Here is a 21,534-nt window from a genome sequence, read left to right on the forward strand (position 1 = left end):
AGCCATGTGTAAATTGAAAAGACAAATAATTCATATAGCCATGGGAGTGAGTATGGGACTTGCCATGGGGGCGTGTGACATACTGGATGTTGATCCCACGAGTGTTATCACGGCTGACTCTTTCTGGAAAACCGAATCGGACGCGGAAGGCGGGTTGGCGGGAATGTACGTGTTCCTGCGGGATAATACGACGGATAATATGTTTATCTGGGGAGAGATGCGAAGCGAAACGCTGGAATCGGAGGCTATCGTGGGGGATAATTACAAGAAATACAGGGATAATGACTTGAGTGCAAGTTTCGGACCCACGTGGGAAAAATTCTATGCCACGGTGAACGCGGCAAATTTGCTTCTGACAAAGGTACCGGAAATTCCTTTCACTGACGAGTCCAAACGTAACCTGATACTGGCGCAAGCGCATGCCATGCGGGCATTCGTGTATTTCACCATGGTGAAGATATGGGGCGGAGTGCCCCTGCGGACGGAAGCAATGGAGGGATACGATCCCGCGAAAGTGCAGAAAGCAAGGGCAACCGAGGAGGAGTTGTTTACCTTTATCAAGGATGATATTGAAGATGCTTTGGGATTATTTCCCTCGACGGCTTTCGAAACAGGCAGAAACCATTGGTCTAAAGCGGCAACTTACGCGTTGAAAGCGGATGTTTATCTTTGGACGGCACGCCGTAAGAACGGTGGCGAAACCGATTACCGCACGGCCTTGGGAGCCTGCGAGGAAGTGCAGAAAATCGCCGGAATCCGTCTTCTGCCGGAGTTTAAAGACGTGTTCGCTTACGAGAATAAAGGGAATGACGAAATCTTGATGGCTGTCAATTACAAGTTGAACGAGGCGGATAATAATTATTTTGACATGATGCATATTTCTCCGGCTACTATTTCTCCTGATATTGAACCGGAGATACTGGAAATTATCGGTGCCGGGGGCGGATTGATGGAACAATCACCGTCCAAACATTTGCGGGAACAGTATGCACCGGACGATAGCCGGAAAGACGCTACTTTTCTTGAAATATACAAGACGGTAGAGGGTGAGCGGAAGTATTACGGGACCATGGCTATGAAAGGACGAGGGACGGTGGTTTCGGGAGTCCGCTATTTCGTGGACGATATTATCCTTTACCGTTATGCCGATGTGTTACTGATGAAAGCGGAGGCGAAGAACGGGTTGGGCGAAGACCCGACCGACGAGATGAAAGAAGTCCGGGAACGAGCCTACGGCGAGAAGTACGCCGACCACGCGTTCGTGAGCGGTACTCCCGCGGAAAACGATGCTGCCATTTTGCAGGAACGGTTGTTGGAATTTGCTTTTGAATGTAAGCGTTGGTGGGATTTGGTACGTTTCGATAAAGCATTCGAATTGGTACCCTCTCTCGTGGGACGTGACAATCCGGATTTGCTTTATTTCCCTATTTCCAACAGTGTGTTGAGTCTTGAACCGCTTGTTGAACCTAATCCGGGTTGGCCGATGTAATAGAAAAAGGTTCTGCCTTTGACGAATAGGTCGGAAGTTCTTTTGAACTTTCGACCTATTTTCATACTTTAGCGCATTGAAATAAAAGAAAAAAGATGTAATCATGAATAATGAGTTGCTTGAAAGATTAAAGACCGAATACGGGGAAGAGGACGACGTGATCCAATTGTACGAGGAATGGGGCGAAACGCCCTATTTACAAGAGATATTTCAAATTCTGGATCGACAAAATTCCGATTGGACTCTGGAACGGGAATTGGGTAGTTGGGCAGCTGAATTTATACTGGATATATTGCAGGAACACGAGGAAGAATTGGAAAATTTATCCGTGGAAGATCGTGGGAAATTATTCGAGGAGGAGATTGACGAACGCTATGCCGATTTCAAAAGTTGTCACCAATTCGCTCGTGTAAACAATCTTTCTATACAATTCGAGGAAGACGAGGATACCGATTGTCAAGACTTGGATGAGTATATTGCCGAGGACGGAGAGGAAATAGGTTTTCCCCGGTATTAAACTCCCTCCCCCCTCCGGGGTATTGAGTCCGAAACGGACTCGAACTGGCTCTCGTTCGACAGACAACGAGCAAGCTCTCTGTCATTTCTCTCTTACTCGCCAGTTTCCCTCTATAAACAGAGGGAGAGCTGAATTACTCACTGTCTTCGGGATGAGTCACCAGCTCCTCCTCTGTTTATAGAGGAGGTGGCAGCGAAGCTGACGGAGGAGTTTTTAGAAAAAATGACTTTTGCCTCCCTCATCGAAACCGTAATAATAAGATAAACTAAGGTGTGATTACGAATTATAGCATAAGTTGATTAACATCCGGCAAATCAAATCACCCCCTATAATAGCGATAGCGTAGAGTATTCCCAGACGATAGCCTTTCAAGTTGCACGACACCCGTAGCGCGTGAAACATCCATATCAGTACCCAAACAAAGAAAATCAGGGAAAATAAAGAGAACCATACGCCTTTTATAAATTCCGGTTGTGCAAGTAATTCCTGTATGGATAGAGCGTTCGGGTTGAGTTGTGTCATAAACCGGAGCGAAGGTATAAAGTAGAAAAGGTTCATGATAATAAAAGGCAATTGAGCGAATGCCACAGTTCCCAAGACATCGACAATACGGATGCGGGAGCGAGAAAGTAATAATCCCCCGAGGTAAAACAGAATGGCAGGAATAAGCCATATCACCAGATGTTCGACGGCGAAACACCACCATGCCGGATTGGGTGCCCAACCAAAGTGTAATAGCCCGTGATAATGTAATCCGGTGGAATAGGAGAGTAAGGTGGCAAGCACAATACCGAGGAAACCCCATCCTAATGCCGAGTAGCCGGCTATTCGTGCGAAAGGATTGAACAATAAATTGAGTCGTTGTTTTTTCATAGCTATTCCATTTTATTTAGTTTGTCAATCAGATCATCCAGTACGTTGCGCACCGTGGGGTAACTGACTCCCATGTTTTTTGCCATGTCTTTCAAGCTGCCGCTGGACTTTATGAAAGCAATGGCAAATTGTTGTTCGTTTTCCGTCAGTCTGGCTAATACCGGTAGCTCGAATGAACCGCACACTTCCGTGTCACATTCTTCACAAAAGAGTCGTCCGACCTTTAGCGTGGAGTCGCATGCCGGACATCTTAGGGGTAATCGTTTCTTTGATGTATTCATAATACGGATTATTATTTGCAACAAAGGTAATTAAATAATCAATATTATGAATGTATAAATGAATAAAATTAATATCTTGTTTTATTTTATTTATTTGAAGTGAGATGAACGTTCTTCAAGGGGGGGAGGGTATTAAACAAAAAAAGGAGCTATTGCAGCTCCTTTTCCAGTATTTGAATCTTTAATCAAATTTCGATTTCGATCAATTTAGCTCCGGCGCTAACCGATTTACCTTCTTGGGTAAGAATACGTTTTACTCTACCGTTATAATCGGATGTTATGTTGTTTTCCATCTTCATGGCTTCGAGTACAAGTACGTTCTGACCTTTGGATACGGTATCTCCGGGTTTTACCAGAATCTTGAAAATATTTCCCGGCATAGGTGCTTCTACTACTTTTCCGGTAATAGGCTCGTCTTTTTGAACATCTTCTTTTTGTTGTGCTTGTCCTTCTTTATGGGTTGCTTGGTAGCGGGCTTCTTTCTGTTTCGTCAAGAAGGTTTTAGCTACAGCGGGGAAAAGTTCCAACAAAAGAACTTCTTTCTCGTTCTCGGCAAGTTTTACGCCACCAAATTCTGTCAACACGGGATTTTCCTGCATTTGATATTTGGAAGTGTCATACGGGATTTCCTCGCGAGTTCCGGCAATTTTCAGACGGAATTCCGGATCTACCGGAACGGGAGTTTTTCCGTATTCCCCTTTCACTAACGCAACGAATTGATTAGACGTGTTGGAATACATCGGTTTTCCGTTCTTCACGTCCAAAGCACAGTTCACGGCTTGAGCACCCACGATCTGGCTGGTCGGGGTTACCAGAGGAGGAAGACCTGCTGCTAAACGAACAGTCGGTATCAACTTCATGGCATCCTCGAGGATATCCATAGAATTCAATTGTTTCAATTGGGCTACCATGTTGGTGTACATACCACCGGGAACCTCGGCTTTTTTCACGAGCTCGTTCGGTTTCGGGAAGTTGAAGTATGCCTCGATAGCGTGGCAAGCTTGTAACAATGCTTCTTCGTTGTTGTTCTTGGCAGCGGCGATAGCGTCGTCGAATAGCTTGTCTATGTTAGCAGGAAGCGTGTCCGTGAGCGGGTTGAACGGATTCGGGAATTGTTTAACGGCGTCGAACGCTTCCAACTCTTTCCGGATGTTGTACAACTCTTTATTGATTTTGGCAACGGCTTCCATGTTTACATCCATTTCTATGCCTAATTTCTGGCAGAAGATATAAATCAACTCGATAGCCGGAGCGGCAGGACCACCCGCGAAGTTCCAGATATTGGTATCCACGATATCCACCCCGTGCACGATAGCGGAAAGTACGGCTCCAAGTCCGTAGCCGGGAGTACAGTGGGTATGGAAGTCTACCGGGATTTTCAGGTTTTTCTTGAAAAGCGGAAGTAATTCGGCGATACGTGCCGGGTTAATCAGACCACTCATATCCTTGATCGTGATCATGTCAGCCCCGAGAGCTTCCATTTCTTTTGCTTTATTCAAGAAGTACTCGTCCGTGAACACGGGTTCCGGGTTCTTTTTACCTTTCAACTTATCCATCAGGCTAAGTTTCGGGTATTTCGGGTCAATCGTGTAACAAACCGCGCAATCAGCCATACCACCGTATTTCTTCACGTATTTGATGGTCGATTTCACGTTGTTCACGTCGTTCAAAGCATCGAAAATACGCATGATTCCTAAACCGGACTCGATGGCGTTTTTACAGAAGCCTTCGATAATTTCGTCGGTATAGGGAGCGTAACCGAACAGGTTACGACCTCTTGACAAGGCGGTCAGTTTAGAAACATCACCTACAACGGCTTTGATTTTTTCCAGACGATCCCACGGGTTCTCGTTCAAGTAACGCATCACGGAGTCGGGTACTGCACCACCCCATACTTCCATCGCGTAGAATTTTGCGTCTTTGTAGAAAGGTAACACGCGGTCTACTTGGTTTTGATTCATTCTAGTCGCGAATGAAGATTGTTGACCGTCTCTCAATGTCAAATCTCTAATGAGTAATTTTCGTGCCATGTTTTATAAGAATTTAATTGTTATGTGTTTATTCTATTTTAATGCTTCAAATCTATTCAAAAAAAAAGAGTTTTCCTAATAATACTCATGAAAAATCAAAGAAAAACTAACAAATTTTTGGATAATTGACAAAGATGATTTTAATTTGTAACTTGAGATCGGATGTTTTACTTCTAAACATCGGAAGAATTATAAATAATACGTCATGGAAAAAATTGCTGTGTTTCCGGGATCCTTTGATCCGTTTACGGTTGGTCACGAGGAGATCGTGAGAAGAGGGTTGAAAATTTTCGATAAAATCATTGTTGCTGTCGGTATTAACGCTGTAAAGCAGGAGTTCTTGGATGTCGATACGCGTATCGCTATTATTGAGAAAGTCTTCAAAGACGTGAAAGAAGTAAGCGTGATGAGTTATTCCGGGTTGACTGTTGATTTTTGCGAGCAGCAGAATGCCGGTTTTATCATCCGGGGACTGCGCACGGCTGTCGACTTCGAGTACGAGCGTGCCGTGGGACAGATTAACAAGGCGATGGATTCCAATGTGGAGACCGTATTCTTGCTGACGTCGCCCGAACATACTTTTATCAGTTCCACGATCGTTCGGGATATATTCATGAATGGCGGAGACGCGACTAAATTCCTGCCTTCAAATATTACCACCGAAGATTTACGGCAATAAGGAGGTTGCGGATTTTGGATTTAATGATTTTGGATTTTAGATTGAGTTTCGGGGAGAACTCGATCCGGGGTGTGTTTGGCTGTTGTCGGTTACATATGTTTTAAATTATACATATTGCTAACCTGATTATAGGATAATGCTCTATCTTCTTCGTGGCTTTGTCAGAGCTCAAACGTAGCAACTATATTCCCGTGTATGGTTGTTACGTTTGTGCTCTGTTTGCGCTCTGGCGGAGGGGTAGTATTACCATTGATTTACCATGGGATTTTGCACGAAAGACTCCGTTACTTTATAAACTTTATGAACCTTACAAACTTTATAAACCAAAGAGGGCGTTTTTCGAACGCCCTCTTCACGTGTGAAATTGAGTAATTGAATATTAAACGAGAGTATTTTATATAGTTGTTTAGAAACTAAATCCGCTCTGGAATATATTCGATTGGCTATACGGAACCAAGTTACCGGAGAAGGTCAATTCACGACCGTTCGTGTTCGAGGTTACGGTTGCGGTAGCGTAGCTACTTCCATAACTCATGCGTACGGTGACTTGCGCAAATAAAGCGGCTCCCATAACGTTGAACGTGTAGGTGATGTTGCCGTTTTTGTCCACTCTCTGGTTGATACTGGAAGGCCAGCCGGTCAGCGTGATTCCGCCCAATCCGTTCGGTCCGGGATTAAACCCGTTGAATGCCAGTTGTACGGATACCTGATTGTTGTCCATAGCCACGAAGTTCGTGTTGTTGGTAACAGGTATGGCTCCCCCGAAGTTGTTGAACAAGGTATTGGCTTGTAATACCCAACTGTTGTTCTTGAGGGCTTTTACCGCGTCCTGATAAGCGATCATATTTTGTTGTTCGCGTACCATTTTCCGGTGCATACGCATACATGCCCTGTGTGCTTTTCTCTTTTCCCTTATTTCTTTTTTGGTTTGTGCCTGCATGGCAAAGTCACTGAAAAGGAATGTAGTCATTGCCAATAAAAAAATAACTTTTTTCATAGCGTCTCTTTTTTATTTTGTTTAATTAGTTTAGTTTGTGAATTTCTCGTATTCCCAACCCCTCTTTTCCGCTAGTCTGATGAAAGAATGAGTGATAGAGTATCAAAATTCTATGGCATATACGGCAATAAGAGCGAGAGGGTTCAATTTCTCGCTTTAAAAAAAGTTTAATAATTTATGGATTCTGTGATTTTATGATTGTCCGTGAACGATATTTCACGTGTGGACGGGGAATGAGGAATGAAATAATACTTGTAAAAGCGGAAAAATAATTTCTAAGGTTGGAAAGAATGGAAAAAAGTATATTTTTGTATTTCTGATGATGGATAAATTCCTGTGATGGTGGTTTGAGGTCATTAATCGATGAGATGCATGGAAGAAGCGGATAAAATACTGGTGCTTTTGAAGCAAGGAGATAAGCGTGGATTAGAATTACTTTTCCGTCGTTTTTATCGTCCGCTGGTGATGTATGCCCTTAAATTCGTGCCCCAGCAGGAGGAAGCGGAGGATATTGTGCAAGAGGTGTTTATCAAGTTCTGGGAGCAACAGCGCTTTGATATGATTGATAATTATTTGCGTTCTTATCTGTATCAATCGGTGCGTAATCGTTGTTTGAATATGTTGGAGTCCCGGGCGGGAATTACGATGCAACCGATGGATTTGTTGTTGGAGTTTTCGGACACGGAGATGCCGGACGAGGCGGAGTGGAACGAGCGGATCGAGGAGGTGTACCGGGAGGTAGATAAATTGCCCGACCGCACCCGTGAAATTTTTATGGCAGTGGTTTTAAACGGGAAACGATATAAAGAGGTGGCGGAGGATTTGGGTATTTCCGTCAATACTGTAAAAACGTCGCTTTCTCGTGCTCTATCAACATTACGTTCTAATTTAAACGAAAGGACTTATCTTGTTCTTCTACTCTTGCTTTTGGGGGTGGAATAATTTTTTTGTATTTTTTTCAGGGGATTTGTCACCCATTTTTTCTTTTTTCCTGTCGTAGGGGCAAATTATAGGATAACCAAAACAATAGGATTATGAAAAAAGATAGGAAATGGTTTTTATCGATTATGTTTGGAGTATTGGTTGTGGCGTGTACAACGGATGCTTATGAAACAAACAAAAAAGTGAAGGATAAGGATAAGCCGTTGAGTGAAACTTGGCATGCGGATCCGGAGAATTACCATTGTTTGAATGTAGTGTATTATGTTCCTGCAGATGTGGATACATTGAACTTGTGGCATAAACGTTTATCTGGTTTGACGTTGAATACTCAAAAGTTCTTTAAAGAGAATATGCAACGAAATCGTTTTGATAAGACGTTTGGATTGGTTGTGAATGATTCTAACCAGAATTATATTACAATCAGTTATATAAAAAGTAAGCGAGAAGCAGCTAAAATGCAAGTTACAGACGTGAAAGAGATGGCGGTAGAGGTGATGGATTATTTTGCGGCTAATCCAAGTGAAAAGAGAAGTAATCATTTTTTGGTATATATGCCGAAATATAGCGGTTCGTTTTTTAATACAATACCGTTGAATCCTTCCAATCTGGAGATGCCGGACCATACGATGGCATTTTGTGGATGTGATGCGGAAAGTTTTGATCCTAAGTTTTTAACTTCTAGGAAGGGGCGTGAAACACACTTGCAAGATCTGGGGCAAGTGATGTATGAGTTGATGCATGCTTTTTTTCAATCTGATAATAACGGTGTATTAACCAGTTCCCGTTTCTCTCTTACCGGGCATATTACGACTAGTGCTTCAAAGAAATATGTTCCTAATTATAAAAGATATTGGGAAGATTTGCAATTGATAGATCTGACGCCTACGGATGCGATGTGGTTGAACCAGATACAGGTGTTTAATGAAGAGGGAACACACGAGTACAATTCTATGGAAGAGGTCACGATAAAAGAGGTAAAGTATTCTTGGTTAGACGAAGAGAATCATATTGTGGAACGGGATTCTTTGTTAATAGAGTGTACTTTTGAGTCTTCTGATGAAATTGTCGGTGCAATTGCTTATATTGATCCTTGGCAGAGTTCGACTGTGATTGCCGAGCATGAAGATGCGAATATGCGGAATGAAGGAGATGCTTTGGCATCTTGTGTATTTGTAGAGAACTTTGATAAGGCAGGTAATGGTTTGTATAAGGTTTCGTTTTTGTTTCTGTGGAGCGATATGAATACCGGGAATATAAGGAATAATTATACCGAGTCGTCGTTTCCTAGCAGCATAAATGATCCTGCGGGTGTGGAGGGACTAAAATTGACCAATAGGTGTTGTAGGGGGGAGGTGAGATTTCGTTTTATCGCAAAAGGAGGGATGGCTTATCCACAGCCTTTGGTTTCGGAGAAAGGAGAATGGAACCCTGAATTGAAATTACGAAATTTTTTCTTGATGCGACAATATTGGTTTGGACAAAGTTACCAACTGGGAGGTCTGGAGTACTATCCGGCAGATATTGTTGAGCGTTATTCGGAAATCGTAGAATGAATTTTAAAATAAAACAAAGCAAATGAAAAAGATTTTTAGTTTAGTGGTGTTCGCCTTTTTAATATGTTGTTTACAGGTGAATGCAATTGGAGGTTTGTCGGTAAAAGAGGATAAAACGGTAGTGGCGGACACGACGAATCCCAAACAGGTAAAGATGAATTTACAGGATCTGATGAAAATGGCAGGTGCTAATGGTGGTAAACCGGCTTTCCGTTTGATACAGAATATCCATGACCCGAGAATTCTTTCCACGACTAATAAGGCGGTAGGTGTGAAAGGTTACCAGTTTATCGGGAACGATTCATGTATCATTTTTCTAGAGGTGGAGAAGTGCAAAGGGCGTTTATCGGGAATCGATACCAGCGGTTACATTCAGTCTGAGGAAAATCGTTACAAGATTATAAAATTGCAGGATGGTAGGGCTATACCGGCGGATGCCGGAACCGAGATTACATGGGATCCGAAAAAGACAACAATATTGGGCGTGATGTTCCACGGGATAAAATTCCCGAAATCACAAGAATTGGAAGTGGTATTTTCACGGAAAGATCCAAAAGCTTTAAAGATAAAAACTCGTTTCGAGAGAAGAGAACAGACACAACAACCGAAGAAAAAATAAAAGTGAGATAAACTTTTATATATTGGCGCGGGACCGGAAGTGTTCCCTCGGGAAAGACTTCCGGTTTTTTTCAAAAGAGAAAAAAAAGCATGATGAATAGTGGAATCATTTGTATGCTATTGATGCTGCTCGGTATCAGTAGTACAGGGAAGACTCGTATCATAGAGAAACCTCTTTTTGGGGCTAGAACCATTGATATTATGGAGGTTAATAAGATTGTGCTGGGTGATGCGGCAACCATATTTTATATGGATGCGTCGGCTTGTGGGGGAAAGTTGACAGGGGTAGACCAGCAACTTTATTTGTCGGCAAATGGAATAAAATACGAGTTGCAAGAGGCGAGAGGAGTTACTTTACCGAAGAATATGGTATCAAGTGCAAACGTGGATATGTCGCATCCTTATTTTGAATTGGTATTTCCTCCTATTCCAGTATCGACGGGAACGGTGGATTTGATTTTTAAAGAGGGCGGAAAGAGTTTACCGGTGGCGATCTGGGATATTCAGACGAGGGAGAACAGGGGCTCAAAGACATGGAAAAAGATTCCCGTTGCGTTGAGAAAGTATAAATTGAATAAAGATGCATCGTGGAAGGCTCCGGTGTTCAAGACGGGTCGTACCCGCTTGGAATTGCATCTTTTGGGGTATGCTCCTAAGATGGGAGAGATCACGGTATCTCGAAGCGGATTGATTCCCGGGATGGACGAGTACACGGTCGGAGAGGATGGTATTGTGGTTGCAGAATTTGACCAGTACGTGAGTACGGAGGTGCAGGTGGTGGTGGGTAAACGGATTATTCGCGTCGTGGTGGATCCGGGCGAGGATGCCACGCTTTACGTTGACGTGCAGATTGCCAATTTTCGATACAGTTCCTATTTTCGGGATGAATATGAACGTCCTGTCGGTTATTACAGTGGTAACAGGGAGGATTTGAACCGGCGGTTGCTTGCCCGGTTATGGACCGAAATACCTTCCGATGAACTTACTTGGGAGAAGGGGGAAAGTATGGAGCCGGAGAAGTATGTGGCTTTTTGCCTTGAAAAATATAATGATGCCTTGCAATTTCTCGAGAACGATTCTTCTTTAAGCGATGAATATCGTTATTACTCTAAGTTGGAGGCTCAGTTGATTTGTTTAAATCGGATTTTGTATATGCGTGCCAACTTTACTAAAATGTATCAATGCGGAATAGGTGATGAGCGTTTGCCTAGAGTGGAAAAGGCGTATTTCAAACCGTTGAAATCTTTTGATTTAACGAATTATGATTTGATGTTGTTGAATTCTGTTCCGTTTATGAAAATGTTAAATTCTTTCAAGACGGAAGGAGAGGTGAAAGAATACTTCGGTGAAGGGTATTTGTCTGATTTGTATAAGGCGCAAGTGTGTTTTCCTCGTTTTGGTAAGAATTTGCCTCTGAAGGAAGAACAACTTGCTGTTATGAGAACGGCAACCCCTGAGATAGCCCGATTGTTCGAGAAGGTGTACTCGGAGGGTAACAAGGCATGGATGGCTCATTTAGCCAAACCGGGATACGCGGTTCGAGAGATTTCCGAGAAAGCATCTGGTGAAGAGGCGTTTGAAATGATATTGGAAAGATACAAGGGGCGAGTGATTTTTATCGATTTCTGGGGAACGTCCTGCGTGCCTTGCGTGAAAGCGATGAAGATGATGAAACCGGTGAAAAAGGAGTTCGAGGGGCAGCCGATTTCTTACGTGTTTATTACTAGCCAGAATGCCTCACCGCTGGAGATATGGCAACAAATGATTCCGAATATCGGAGGAGAACATTATCGCTTGACCCGGAAACAAAACAAGTATTTGACGGACAGGTTTAATATAACGGGAGTGCCATTTTATTTATTAGTAAACAAGAAAGGCGAGGTGGTTTACGAGACGGTTGGTTTTATGGGGTGTGAGAAGATGAGGGAGTTGATTAAAAAAGAGATTTAATAATCAAGCGATTTGGTGATTGCGGATTTGGTGATTAATCACGGAATTTCAAATAAATAAGGGATATGAAAAAGATTGTATTGTTTGTTGTTACTATTGTATTTGTATCGATGGCGTTCGGGCAGAATCTGGCAACACCCAAAGGTGGGGTGAAGTCTTTTTTGAATCAGAAGGCTCCGGAGATTATTATTGAGAAATGGATAGGGGAAGCGCAGGATTTAAGAGGTAAATTTGTAATCCTTGAGTTTTGGGGCACAACCTGTGGACCGTGTAAAGCGGCCATTCCGCACTTGAATGAATTGAATAAAGGGATGAAACAGCGGAATGCCGTGATTGTCAGTTTGACTTCCGATTCGGAGGAGAAAATAGCTAAAATGAAAGAGCCTGTGATCAAGGATGGCAAAGTAGTAGAGTGGGTAAAACCGGTGATGAATTACCCGGTGGCGATAGACTCGAAAAGTCTGACCCGTAAGGCGTTGGAATTGATATTTATTCCTCACACGTTGATTATTGACCCGGATGGAATCGTGCGTTGGGAAGGTTTCCCGGAAAAGGTGACGTTCGAGTTGATAGACAAGATTATAGAGGAATATAAAAGCGTTGTCAAGAAAACGGAACAGGTGGATGTGACGCAATGGGGCGTGAAATCTTATTTGAACAAGAAGACCCCGGAATTGGTGGTGGAAACGTGGGAAACGGAAAAACCGGATACCAAGGGTAAATTCGTGTTGTTCGAGATGTACGGGTTAGTTTGCCCGCCATGCTGGACGGCTATCCCGAAATTGAATAAGCTGCATCATGAATTTAAAGATGACGTGGTGATTATGGGTATTGCAGGGCATAAAGGCAGATTGCCACAGGAGCCGAAGGCGGATTATTATAAAGGAACTGATTTGAAACGGACGACTTATAATACGTTAGGCTTGAAGTTTGTGCCTTATGCATTGTTGGTAGACCCGAAAGGCATCGTACGCTGGGAGGGGGATCCCAATACGTTGACTGCCGAATTTTTCAAGGAAATGATCAAGAAATATAAAAAATAGTTGTTATGAAAAAGATAACGATATTGATAATTACTCTTATGGCAACGGTATCTGTTTTTGCACAAGAACAGAAAGAAGAGACGTGGTTTCGTCGGGGTGTGAAGAATTCTTTTTTGAATAAAAAGGCTCCGGCATTAGTTGTGGAGAAGTGGATGACGGTGGAGCCGGACACCGTGGGCAAGTTTATTTTGTTTGAGATTTATGGACTTATGTGTCCTCCTTGTTGGGAGGCTGTTCCCAGACTAAATGCTTTTCATGAAAAGTACAAGGATAAAATGGTTATTATCGGTTGTAATCGTAGTAAGGGTAAACATCCCAAAGAACCGGATGCCACTTATTACAAGGGATATGATACTCAAAGCCGAACTTATCATGCCATAGATTTAAGGTTTGTGCCTTACGCGTTGTTGGTAGATCCGAAAGGAATCGTGCGTTGGGAGGGAAGTCCCAATGATTTGACGGATAAGATTATCAAGAAAATATTGAAGAAATACAGGAAAAGATAGTTGTTATGAAATATTTGTTGTTGTGGATAGTGTTTTGTGTACTTGCGCTTTCAGGGGTAGGGCAAAAGGCGAATTATAAGTCTGCGGACCGTTTTACGCATCATAAGTTGAAAACGTTGATCGGAACCACGAAGGTGAAACCCGAGTTTTTGAAGCATAGCGACAAGTTTTGGTACAAGTATAAGACAGGTGATGGGGTTCGGTATTATTTTGTAGATCCGAAAGCTAAAGTGCATCGGGAGATGTTCGATCGGAAATTCGTGGCGGGAGAGATAAATGAAAAAACTCACGGGACATTGCATTATAAAGAGTTGGACTTGAGTATCACTTTTTTGAAAGATGAGAAAACGATCACGTTTAAGGTTGATAATTGTCCTTTTGCTTATAATATATACACGCACCGTTTTGTTCCTGTGCCGGAAAAGGAGAAAACGACGGCTTCTAAAAAGAGGGGGAAATATATCGTGGGGACTTGTTCGCCCGATAGTGCTTATGTGGTGTATGTGAAGAATCATAACTTGTATTTGTTTTCCGTGGTAGATTCTACCGAAACACAATTGACGACAGATGGGGAAAAAGGGTTTTCTTTTGCCAAGTCGGCTAGTGGTAACAATGATAAGACCGTGGGACGGGTATCTTGGTTCCCGGATTCTAAAAGTTTTATAGTTGAACGCACTGATCAACGAAACGTGGGGAGAATGCCTTTGATGCTTTATTTGGGTGTCGGTCGTCCGCAACAGGGTGCCGGAAACGAGTATGAAATACCGGGAGATAAGATTGTGAAACGCGAAGAATTGTATTTCTGTCACGTGGATCAAAAGAAAGTGGTGCGAGTGGACGAGAAATGGACGGATCAAAAAGTACAGTTTTTCCCGGCAAGAGAGGAAGGACAAATGAAGAGATGCTATTTTACGCGAAAAAAGAGAACCTGTGACGAGCTCGATGTCTGCCGGGTTTGCCCGGATGGAGAGGTGAAAGTGATCATCAACGAGGTGAGTAAGCCTTATTTCACGGAGGATTTCTTTAATCTTTCTTTTTTGAATAGCGGGGAGGAGATTATCTGGTGGTCGGAACGCACGGGACGAGGTCAGTTATACCTGTATGACGAGTATGGAAATTTGAAGAATGCGATTACAACCGGGGGAGGCGTGACGGGAAAAGTCCTTAAGACGGACGAGAAGAATCGGGTGATATATTTCAATGTTTACGGGCAAGTGGAGGGCGAATCCCCTTATTTTGCCAGAGTAAACAGTGCTAGGCTTGATGGTAACGGTGAGGTGGAGATGCTTACCCCGGAAATGGCGACGCATGATGCTGTGTTCTCGGAATCGGGGCGTTATTTCGTGGATAATTATTCGCGAGTGGATTTGGAACCCCGGAGCGTGGTGCGGGATAATAAAGGAAAGGTGATTTTGGAATTGGCTTCTCCCGATTTAAGTCGTTTGTACGAGATGGGGTGGAAGATGCCGGAACCGTTTACCGTGAAAGCGGCGGATAACGTGACTGATTTATACGGTTATATGTGGAAACCGAGTGATTTCGATTCGACGAAGATTTATCCGATTATTTCGTATGTTTATCCCGGACCGCAATCGGATGCTGTTCCGTTTGAATTTATTGCCTCTGGATATCACAATACCGCATTGGCAGAGGTCGGTTTTATCGTGGTTAATTTCGGGCATCGGGGAGGGACTCCCTTCCGTGACAAATGGTATCATATGTACGGGCATGGGAATTTGCGGGATTATGCTTTGGCTGATGATAAATATGGAATCGAGCAACTGGCAGACCGTTATCCGTTTATTGATGTCGATCGGGTGGGAATTTACGGGCATTCGGGTGGAGGATTTATGTCGACGGCGGCAATCTGTACTTACATGGATTTTTACAAAGCGGCGGTGTCTTCCTCTGGAAATCACGATAATCGTATATATAATCGTTGGTGGGGAGAAACTTTTCACGGTTTGAAAGAGGTGAAGACACTGGAGAAGAAGATTGAAAAAAGTGCGCTGACCGGCAAAGACACGACAATTATCGAGGAGAAGGTGTCATTTAAATTTGACGTACCGACCAACATGGAATTGGCGAAGAACTTAAAAGGACATTTGATGTTGATGCACGGTGACACGGACGATAACGTACATCCGGCACAAACGATGCGAATGGTTGATGCTTTGATAAAAGAGGGAAAGAATTTTGACTTAGTTATATTTCCCGGAATGAAACATTACTATATAGGGGCATCGATGGAGTTTTATGAACGAAAGATGTGGTTTCATTTTGCGAAACATCTTTTAGGTGATTTCACGAGTGAGGGATACGGTGAAATAGATGATTATTTAAGAAAATAAAGATAGAACAATAATGACTGCAAGAATATTTATAGTATGTGTTTGTTTCGTTTTTGTGGCTTTTGTTTCTTCGGCTCAATCTAAAAAGAAGCCGGAGAAGAAAGCTAACCCTGCTTTAGATTGGCAATTGCGAGCTTTTGACACGGATAAGGTGTATGGAGCTGAAGTGTTGAAAGCGTATGAATATTTGAAAGGGCGGGAGCCGAAAATGAAGACAATTGTTGCTATTATTGATGGGGGAACGGATATCGAGCACGAAGATTTGAAAGCGAGTTTGTGGGTGAACCGAGGAGAAATTCCGGGCAACGGGATTGATGACGATGGAAACGGGTATATTGATGATGTGCACGGATGGAATTTTGCCGGATATGCGGATGGTTCCCAATTGTCTTCCAGTAGCTTGGAGGCTGACCGGGAGTATTTACTATTGAGTAAGAAATTTGAGGGCGTGGATACTTCTCGTTTGTCTAAAAAAGCTTACCGGGAATATCGTTATTTTAAAGAAGAGGTGGAACCTTTTTCTTTTATTTGGCAAACCGGACAGAATATAGAAGAAGCGAAAGTGGCTGTTAGATATATAGAGCAGTTCGAGAAGGAGTTGCGAGCGAAACATCCTGGCAAGAAGTTTTTTACGTCGAAACATTTTACGGGGATTATGGATGAGAACGAAGCGGATACAGACCGGATACGTGCTTTTCGTTTTTTCTTGAGCAAATGGAGAAAGGAACCATTGGCTAATTGGAATAAATTTTATGCAAAACGGCATGTTTTGGTGAGTGAAGCCGAGCAAGAGCATCAAAAACGGATTGATGTTACGGTTGCTTCTGAAAATGAAAGGGCGTCTTTGGGGGATAATCAAACTAAAGCTTCCGATCGGATTTACGGGAATAATAATTTGTTTGCTCAACCGAGTTCCATTCATGGGATGCATGTGGGAGGAATTGCCGGGGCAACCCGAAATAACGGGATCGGAATTGATGGGATTGCCGATGTGGAACTGATGTTTATTCGCGTGAGTGATGGTGCTGGCGATGAGCGGGATAAGGATGTTGCTTCTGCTATTCGTTATGCGGTAGATAATGGTGCCCGCGTGATTAACATGAGTTTCGGGAAACGCACCTCTCCCGGGAAAAAAATGGTGGCAGATGCTATGCGTTATGCCGAGAAAAAGGGGGTACTCTTGGTGCATGCGGCAGGTAATGATGGCGCCTCGTTGAAAGTACATCATTTGTATCCCACGAAACATATTACGGCGAAGAAGATTTTAAAGAACTGGATTTCCGTGGGCTCAATCGGGATGGTTGGTCAACCGGCGATGTCATCGAATTATGACAAAAATGAAGTGGATGTATTTGCCCCGGGTGATGGTATTTATTCTTCTGTCCCGGATAATAAATATATGAGTTTGCGCGGGACTAGTATGGCGGCTCCGGTGGTTACAGGTGTGATAGCTTTGATTTGGAATTATTTCCCAGAATTAAGTCCATGGGAAGTAAAACAAGCCGTGTTGGAAGGGGTGACCGTGAGAAAAGGAGAAAAAGTGGGGAAACCGGGTACTCGGGGGAAAGAAGAGGTTGATTTCGAGGAGTTGTGTTCTACCGGGGGAATCTTGAATGCTTTGGGTGCCGTGAAAGTGGCGGAGAGATTGAGTATGGAAAAATCAAAATAGATGATGAATGAAACGGACATTAATTATTATCGGAATACTTATCGTTGTCGTTGTTGCGGCTACAGTGTATCGGGTTTGTGTTGGAGTTGGAGGCTCGAAAGTGACTGATGTCAGTGGTTTACCGGGAATATACAAAGGAGAGGCAACGCTCGTGTTATCTGATTATTTAAAAAAAATGGCGGAGAAAATCCAAAGTCAAGCGGGGCAACAGTTGTTACCGGACGGACCAATTCCATGCAAAGTGGAAGTGAAAGTAAATGATAAGAATGAGGTAACCATGGAATTGATAGATTTCAAAATGCCTGCGGAAGGGATTGTATTGGAGCCGACGATTTGTAAAGTGATACAAGATGAATCGGTGTACAGTTTGGATGGGAAAGGGAGTGTGAATTATGGACAACAGAAATTTAATTATTCGCATAAAGGGAAGATTCAAAACGAAGAATTGAATGTTGAATTAACCTTGGTTGTCATACCAATGGTAGCGGAACCGAAAGTTATTTTTAAAGGGGAAAAAATATAACATGCTTTGGGGGCATGATGAATTAATGTTTTATTTAACCAATACATATTTATGAAAGAGAGTCGTTTATGTTTTTTACACGGAAAAAGTTCAGTATATCCTCGTCGATATAGAGGAATAAAACTGATCGTTACGTTTGTGATGATTTTCGTTGGTACTTTAGTGACTTATGGTTCAACCGGAAATTCCGGTCTGAAGTATGATGGAGAAATATTACCTCAAACGAAAGTGAAAGTATTGACCGGGGTGGTACTCGGACAAGATCGGGATACGCTACCGGGAGTGAATGTGGTGATAAAGGGGACTACTCAAGGAGTAATCACGGATGCTCATGGTAAATTCATGATTCCGTTACCGGAAAAGACGGATGGTTTGATTATTTGCTTCTCTTTTATGGGAAAACGGACAAAAGAGATTAAATTTACAGGACAAACCAATTTGCAGGTGATTTTGGAAGATGATAATCATGAAATAGAGGAAGTGATAATTACCGGATATCAGAAAATTGAGAAACGTCATTTGACGAGTGCGGTGACAACGTTGAAAATGGATGATATCATGATGCCGGGTATTACTACAATAGACAGGATGCTGGAAGGGCATGTGCCGGGAATGATTTTTATGCAGAATTCCGGTCAAGTGGGGGCTGCCCCGAAGTTGAGAATACGGGGTACGTCTACGATATTGGGAAATCAAGAGCCATTGTGGGTACTTGACGGTATACCGTTGACCGATCCGGTTAATGTTGATCCGGAGCAGATGAATGACTTGGATTTCGTGAACTTATTGGGAAATGCAATATCCGGATTGAATCCGAGTGATATTGAGCAGATTGATGTGTTGAAAGACGCTTCTGCTACTGCTTTGTATGGAACGAAAGCGGCAAATGGTGTGATTGTAATCACAACTAAAAAAGGGAAACCGGGTCCCCCGACAGTATCATACAGTTTTACCGGGACGCTTTCGCCGCGTTCCCGTTACACGAATAAGAATGTGAATGTGATGAATGCCAAGGAACGTATAGATTATTCTCGGGAAGCGATAGAAAAAGGATTGACTTTTTCGACTATGAGTTCATGGGTAGGATACGAAGCTGCTCTATTGGACTATTATAATAGAAAACTTACTTATGGGGAGTTCGTGGATCAAGTAAGTTATTTGGAGCGGAGTAATACGGATTGGTTTGATATAATTTGCCAAGATGCTTTTTCCCACAATCATAATCTATCTCTTTCCGGGGGATCTGCAAATATGAAGTATTATGCTTCTTTAGGTTACAGTAGGGATAATGGAATGTTGCGGGAAGAGGCATTAGATCGTTATACGGCAAGATTAGGTGTGACTTTGAATTATAACAAATTTAATATGCAATTTAATTTGTCCGGAAACGTACAGGAGAAGCATTATACACCGGATGAAGTGGGATTAATGGGATATGCTTATAACACGAGTCGGGCTGTACCGGCGTATAATGAGGACGGATCATTGTGGTATTATCCCCGGCAACTTGAAGGTTTTAATTTTCCTGTGAATTATAATATATTACATGAGCGAAAACATGCTACACGGGAAATGAATAGCAATTCTTTATCTATGTCCCTTAATATGGGGTATAAGTTTTTGCCGGAGTTGAGAGCAGAGGTGACTATGTCGTATACGGTTAATAATAGCGATGAGGAGATTTATTTTGGAGAGAAATCGGCTTATGCAGCAGCTTTGCGAGGTGAAAAGTATGATGGGACACAAATGAAAGAAATAAAAATGCCTGTTGGAGCGGAATTGCGGAAAAGCAATACAAAAAATACCAGCCTTTTGTTGCGGGGACAGCTAAATTACACGAAAGCCTTGGATGAAGCAAATGAACACGTGATCACGGCCGCCGCGGGTATGGAAGCCTCTTCAACGACTTACACTGGATTGAGTCAAACTCATCGCGGATATTTGAAAGACCGGGGAATGTTGATAACGACCTTTACACCGGGGACTTACCCGCACTTTGAAAAATGGTTGGTTGAAACACAGCAAGCCCGCGGGGTATTAAAAGATCAATTGACTAATAGTGTTTCAGGTTATGCCACTGTCTCTTATTCGTATAAAAATATGTATGTGTTGAATGCGAATATGCGAATTGATGCTTCGAATAAATTCGGGAGTAGGGCCAATGATAAGTTATTGCCCGTATGGTCAGTATCTGCTCGTTGGAACATAAAGGAGGATTTATTTGAGTATTGGAATTGGGTGTCAGACTTTTCTTGGCGTGCTTCTTTCGGTTATCAAGGTAATATGTTGGATTCTGAAAGTCCCGAATTGATTATTAAAAAGGGTGGGTATAACGATTTGATGGAAAATTATATTTCCACTGTAAATAAATTTCCCAATCCTAATTTGAGTTGGGAAAAGACCGCAAATTTTAACACGACAGTAGATTTTTCTTTCTGGAAAAATCGAATTCGCGGTAACGTATCTTATTTTTACAAAAAAACGAAAAATGCTTTTCTGACTAAGAAAATATCTATCGTGAACGGAGTTAGGCAATATACGGTGAATCAGGGTACGGTTGTAAACCAAGGAACAGAATTTGCATTTAGTTTTTATCCTATTCCACCTAATCTCGGTGCAATGGGAGGTGGAAAGAGAGGTTTCACATGGCGAATTGATCCACAATTAGGACAAGTGTTAAACAAATTGGTAAGTAAAGCGACCGAGAGTAAAAAAGGTGATCAGACGTTGCACGATGATTATACTTATGAAGATTATTTAAACGGTAAGGCTGAAGTTGCCGGTCGACCTTTAGATTCATTTTTTTCCTATAAATTTACTGGCTTGGACGGAAGAAATGGTGTTCCTACTTTTGCTAATGTCGGGGAAGAGAATTGGGAAAAATTTTATGAAATGAATAATGACGAGGTTTTTCTGGAAGTAATGGATTATTCCGGTTGTCGTGTTCCTTATTTGCAAGGTGGAATATCGAATACTTTTGGATATAGGCAATTTACGTTGAGTTGTAATTTAACTTATAGTGTTGGTTCTAAGATCCGGTTGATGAAATTGTATGGAGAGGTTTCCAATAATAGTGCACCCCAGCCTGTACAAAATCTGCGTCGGGAATTGGTAAATCGTTGGCAGAAATCTGGTGATGAAAAGTATACAAATATTCCCAGTATACAGACAGATAAGGTTTATAGTGAAACTATGGCACCATGGTGGAAAGATCAACCGTATAAGTTTGCAGACAATATCTGGCAGATGTATGATAATTCGGATATACGCGTGGTCAGTGGTGATTATCTGAAGGTACAAAATATCAGTTTGCGTTATTCTGTGCCGGAAGAGTGGTGTAAAAAAATGAATTTGACGTCGCTTTATTTGTCCATATCAGCTACAGAGTTGTATACTTGGGCTTCCAAAAAATTGAAAGGTCAGGATCCAACCACGCAATCGGGATCATCATCGACGATATCGGTTCCGTCGCGTCCGTCTTTCACGTTTAACTTGAATGTTTCATTTTAGATA

17 protein-coding genes are annotated in these 21,534 nt (G+C 42.5%); 13 read left to right on the plus strand and 4 right to left on the minus strand.

Annotated elements, in window-relative coordinates; genetic code table 11:
• Nucleotides 1-4 precede the first annotated feature (4 nt).
• Both ACK8P8_RS00660 and ACK8P8_RS00665 read left to right on the plus strand, forming a co-directional pair.
• Nucleotides 5-1,489: a RagB/SusD family nutrient uptake outer membrane protein gene (locus tag ACK8P8_RS00660; protein WP_369859943.1), complete on the plus strand. Its 1,485-nt coding sequence runs from the start codon at nucleotides 5-7 to the stop codon at nucleotides 1,487-1,489.
• A 103-nt stretch (nucleotides 1,490-1,592) separates the two neighbouring features.
• Nucleotides 1,593-2,006 (plus strand): hypothetical protein, encoded by a 414-nt coding sequence (locus ACK8P8_RS00665; RefSeq protein ID WP_186975739.1) that lies wholly within the window; start codon nucleotides 1,593-1,595, stop codon nucleotides 2,004-2,006.
• Between the two features lie 276 nt (nucleotides 2,007-2,282).
• On the opposite strand, the gene ACK8P8_RS00670 is transcribed toward ACK8P8_RS00665, so the two are convergent.
• The 3 genes from ACK8P8_RS00670 to ACK8P8_RS00680 all read right to left on the minus strand — a co-directional run bounded on the left by ACK8P8_RS00670 (nucleotide 2,283) and on the right by ACK8P8_RS00680 (nucleotide 5,190).
• Nucleotides 2,283-2,879: a hypothetical protein gene (locus tag ACK8P8_RS00670; protein WP_369859944.1), complete on the minus strand. Its 597-nt coding sequence runs from the start codon at nucleotides 2,877-2,879 to the stop codon at nucleotides 2,283-2,285.
• A gap of 2 nt (nucleotides 2,880-2,881) precedes the next feature.
• Nucleotides 2,882-3,160 (minus strand): DUF2089 family protein, encoded by a 279-nt coding sequence (locus tag ACK8P8_RS00675; protein ID WP_099292934.1) that lies wholly within the window; start codon nucleotides 3,158-3,160, stop codon nucleotides 2,882-2,884.
• Nucleotides 3,161-3,345: 185 nt separating this feature from the next.
• Entirely contained in the window at nucleotides 3,346-5,190 is a 1,845-nt protein-coding gene (locus tag ACK8P8_RS00680; protein WP_099292932.1) for a biotin/lipoyl-containing protein, read from the minus strand.
• 205 nt (nucleotides 5,191-5,395) lie between these two features.
• On the opposite strand from ACK8P8_RS00680, the gene coaD reads away from it, so the two are divergent.
• On the plus strand, nucleotides 5,396-5,869 hold the full coding sequence (coaD, locus tag ACK8P8_RS00685; protein ID WP_410025405.1) for a pantetheine-phosphate adenylyltransferase: 474 nt from the start codon (nucleotides 5,396-5,398) through the stop codon (nucleotides 5,867-5,869).
• A gap of 406 nt (nucleotides 5,870-6,275) precedes the next feature.
• Here the strand turns inward: coaD and ACK8P8_RS00690 are convergent, their stop codons facing one another.
• A complete protein-coding gene (locus tag ACK8P8_RS00690) occupies nucleotides 6,276-6,866 on the minus strand; it encodes a DUF4251 domain-containing protein (RefSeq protein WP_186975737.1) in 591 nt (196 codons plus the stop codon).
• A gap of 372 nt (nucleotides 6,867-7,238) precedes the next feature.
• On the opposite strand from ACK8P8_RS00690, the gene ACK8P8_RS00695 reads away from it, so the two are divergent.
• The 10 genes from ACK8P8_RS00695 (at nucleotide 7,239) to ACK8P8_RS00740 (ending at nucleotide 21,531) form a co-directional block, all read left to right on the plus strand.
• Nucleotides 7,239-7,808, plus strand: a complete 570-nt coding sequence (locus ACK8P8_RS00695) for an RNA polymerase sigma factor (protein WP_369859945.1) — start codon at nucleotides 7,239-7,241, stop codon at nucleotides 7,806-7,808.
• Nucleotides 7,809-7,900: 92 nt separating this feature from the next.
• A complete protein-coding gene (locus tag ACK8P8_RS00700) occupies nucleotides 7,901-9,361 on the plus strand; it encodes a hypothetical protein (protein ID WP_369859946.1) in 1,461 nt (486 codons plus the stop codon).
• 22 nt (nucleotides 9,362-9,383) lie between these two features.
• Entirely contained in the window at nucleotides 9,384-9,980 is a 597-nt protein-coding gene (locus ACK8P8_RS00705) for a hypothetical protein (protein WP_369859947.1), read from the plus strand.
• An 89-nt stretch (nucleotides 9,981-10,069) separates the two neighbouring features.
• Entirely contained in the window at nucleotides 10,070-11,929 is a 1,860-nt protein-coding gene (locus tag ACK8P8_RS00710; protein WP_369859948.1) for a TlpA family protein disulfide reductase, read from the plus strand.
• Between the two features lie 65 nt (nucleotides 11,930-11,994).
• Nucleotides 11,995-12,972 carry a redoxin domain-containing protein gene (locus tag ACK8P8_RS00715; RefSeq protein WP_369859949.1) on the plus strand — a complete coding sequence of 326 codons (978 nt, stop codon included), beginning with the start codon at nucleotides 11,995-11,997 and terminating at the stop codon, nucleotides 12,970-12,972.
• A gap of 5 nt (nucleotides 12,973-12,977) precedes the next feature.
• On the plus strand, nucleotides 12,978-13,478 hold the full coding sequence (locus tag ACK8P8_RS00720; protein WP_369859950.1) for a TlpA family protein disulfide reductase: 501 nt from the start codon (nucleotides 12,978-12,980) through the stop codon (nucleotides 13,476-13,478).
• Between the two features lie 5 nt (nucleotides 13,479-13,483).
• Nucleotides 13,484-15,829: a S9 family peptidase gene (locus ACK8P8_RS00725; RefSeq protein WP_369859951.1), complete on the plus strand. Its 2,346-nt coding sequence runs from the start codon at nucleotides 13,484-13,486 to the stop codon at nucleotides 15,827-15,829.
• Between the two features lie 13 nt (nucleotides 15,830-15,842).
• Nucleotides 15,843-17,498, plus strand: coding sequence for a S8 family serine peptidase (locus ACK8P8_RS00730; RefSeq protein WP_369859952.1), 1,656 nt, complete (start codon nucleotides 15,843-15,845; stop codon nucleotides 17,496-17,498).
• Nucleotides 17,499-17,505: 7 nt separating this feature from the next.
• Nucleotides 17,506-18,021, plus strand: a complete 516-nt coding sequence (locus ACK8P8_RS00735; protein ID WP_369859953.1) for a hypothetical protein — start codon at nucleotides 17,506-17,508, stop codon at nucleotides 18,019-18,021.
• 141 nt (nucleotides 18,022-18,162) lie between these two features.
• Nucleotides 18,163-21,531, plus strand: a complete 3,369-nt coding sequence (locus ACK8P8_RS00740) for a SusC/RagA family TonB-linked outer membrane protein (RefSeq protein WP_369860161.1) — start codon at nucleotides 18,163-18,165, stop codon at nucleotides 21,529-21,531.
• Nucleotides 21,532-21,534 lie beyond the last annotated feature (3 nt).

Origin of the sequence: Butyricimonas muris (assembly GCF_046365375.1) — a bacterium.
GTDB lineage: Bacteria > Bacteroidota > Bacteroidia > Bacteroidales > Marinifilaceae > Butyricimonas > Butyricimonas muris.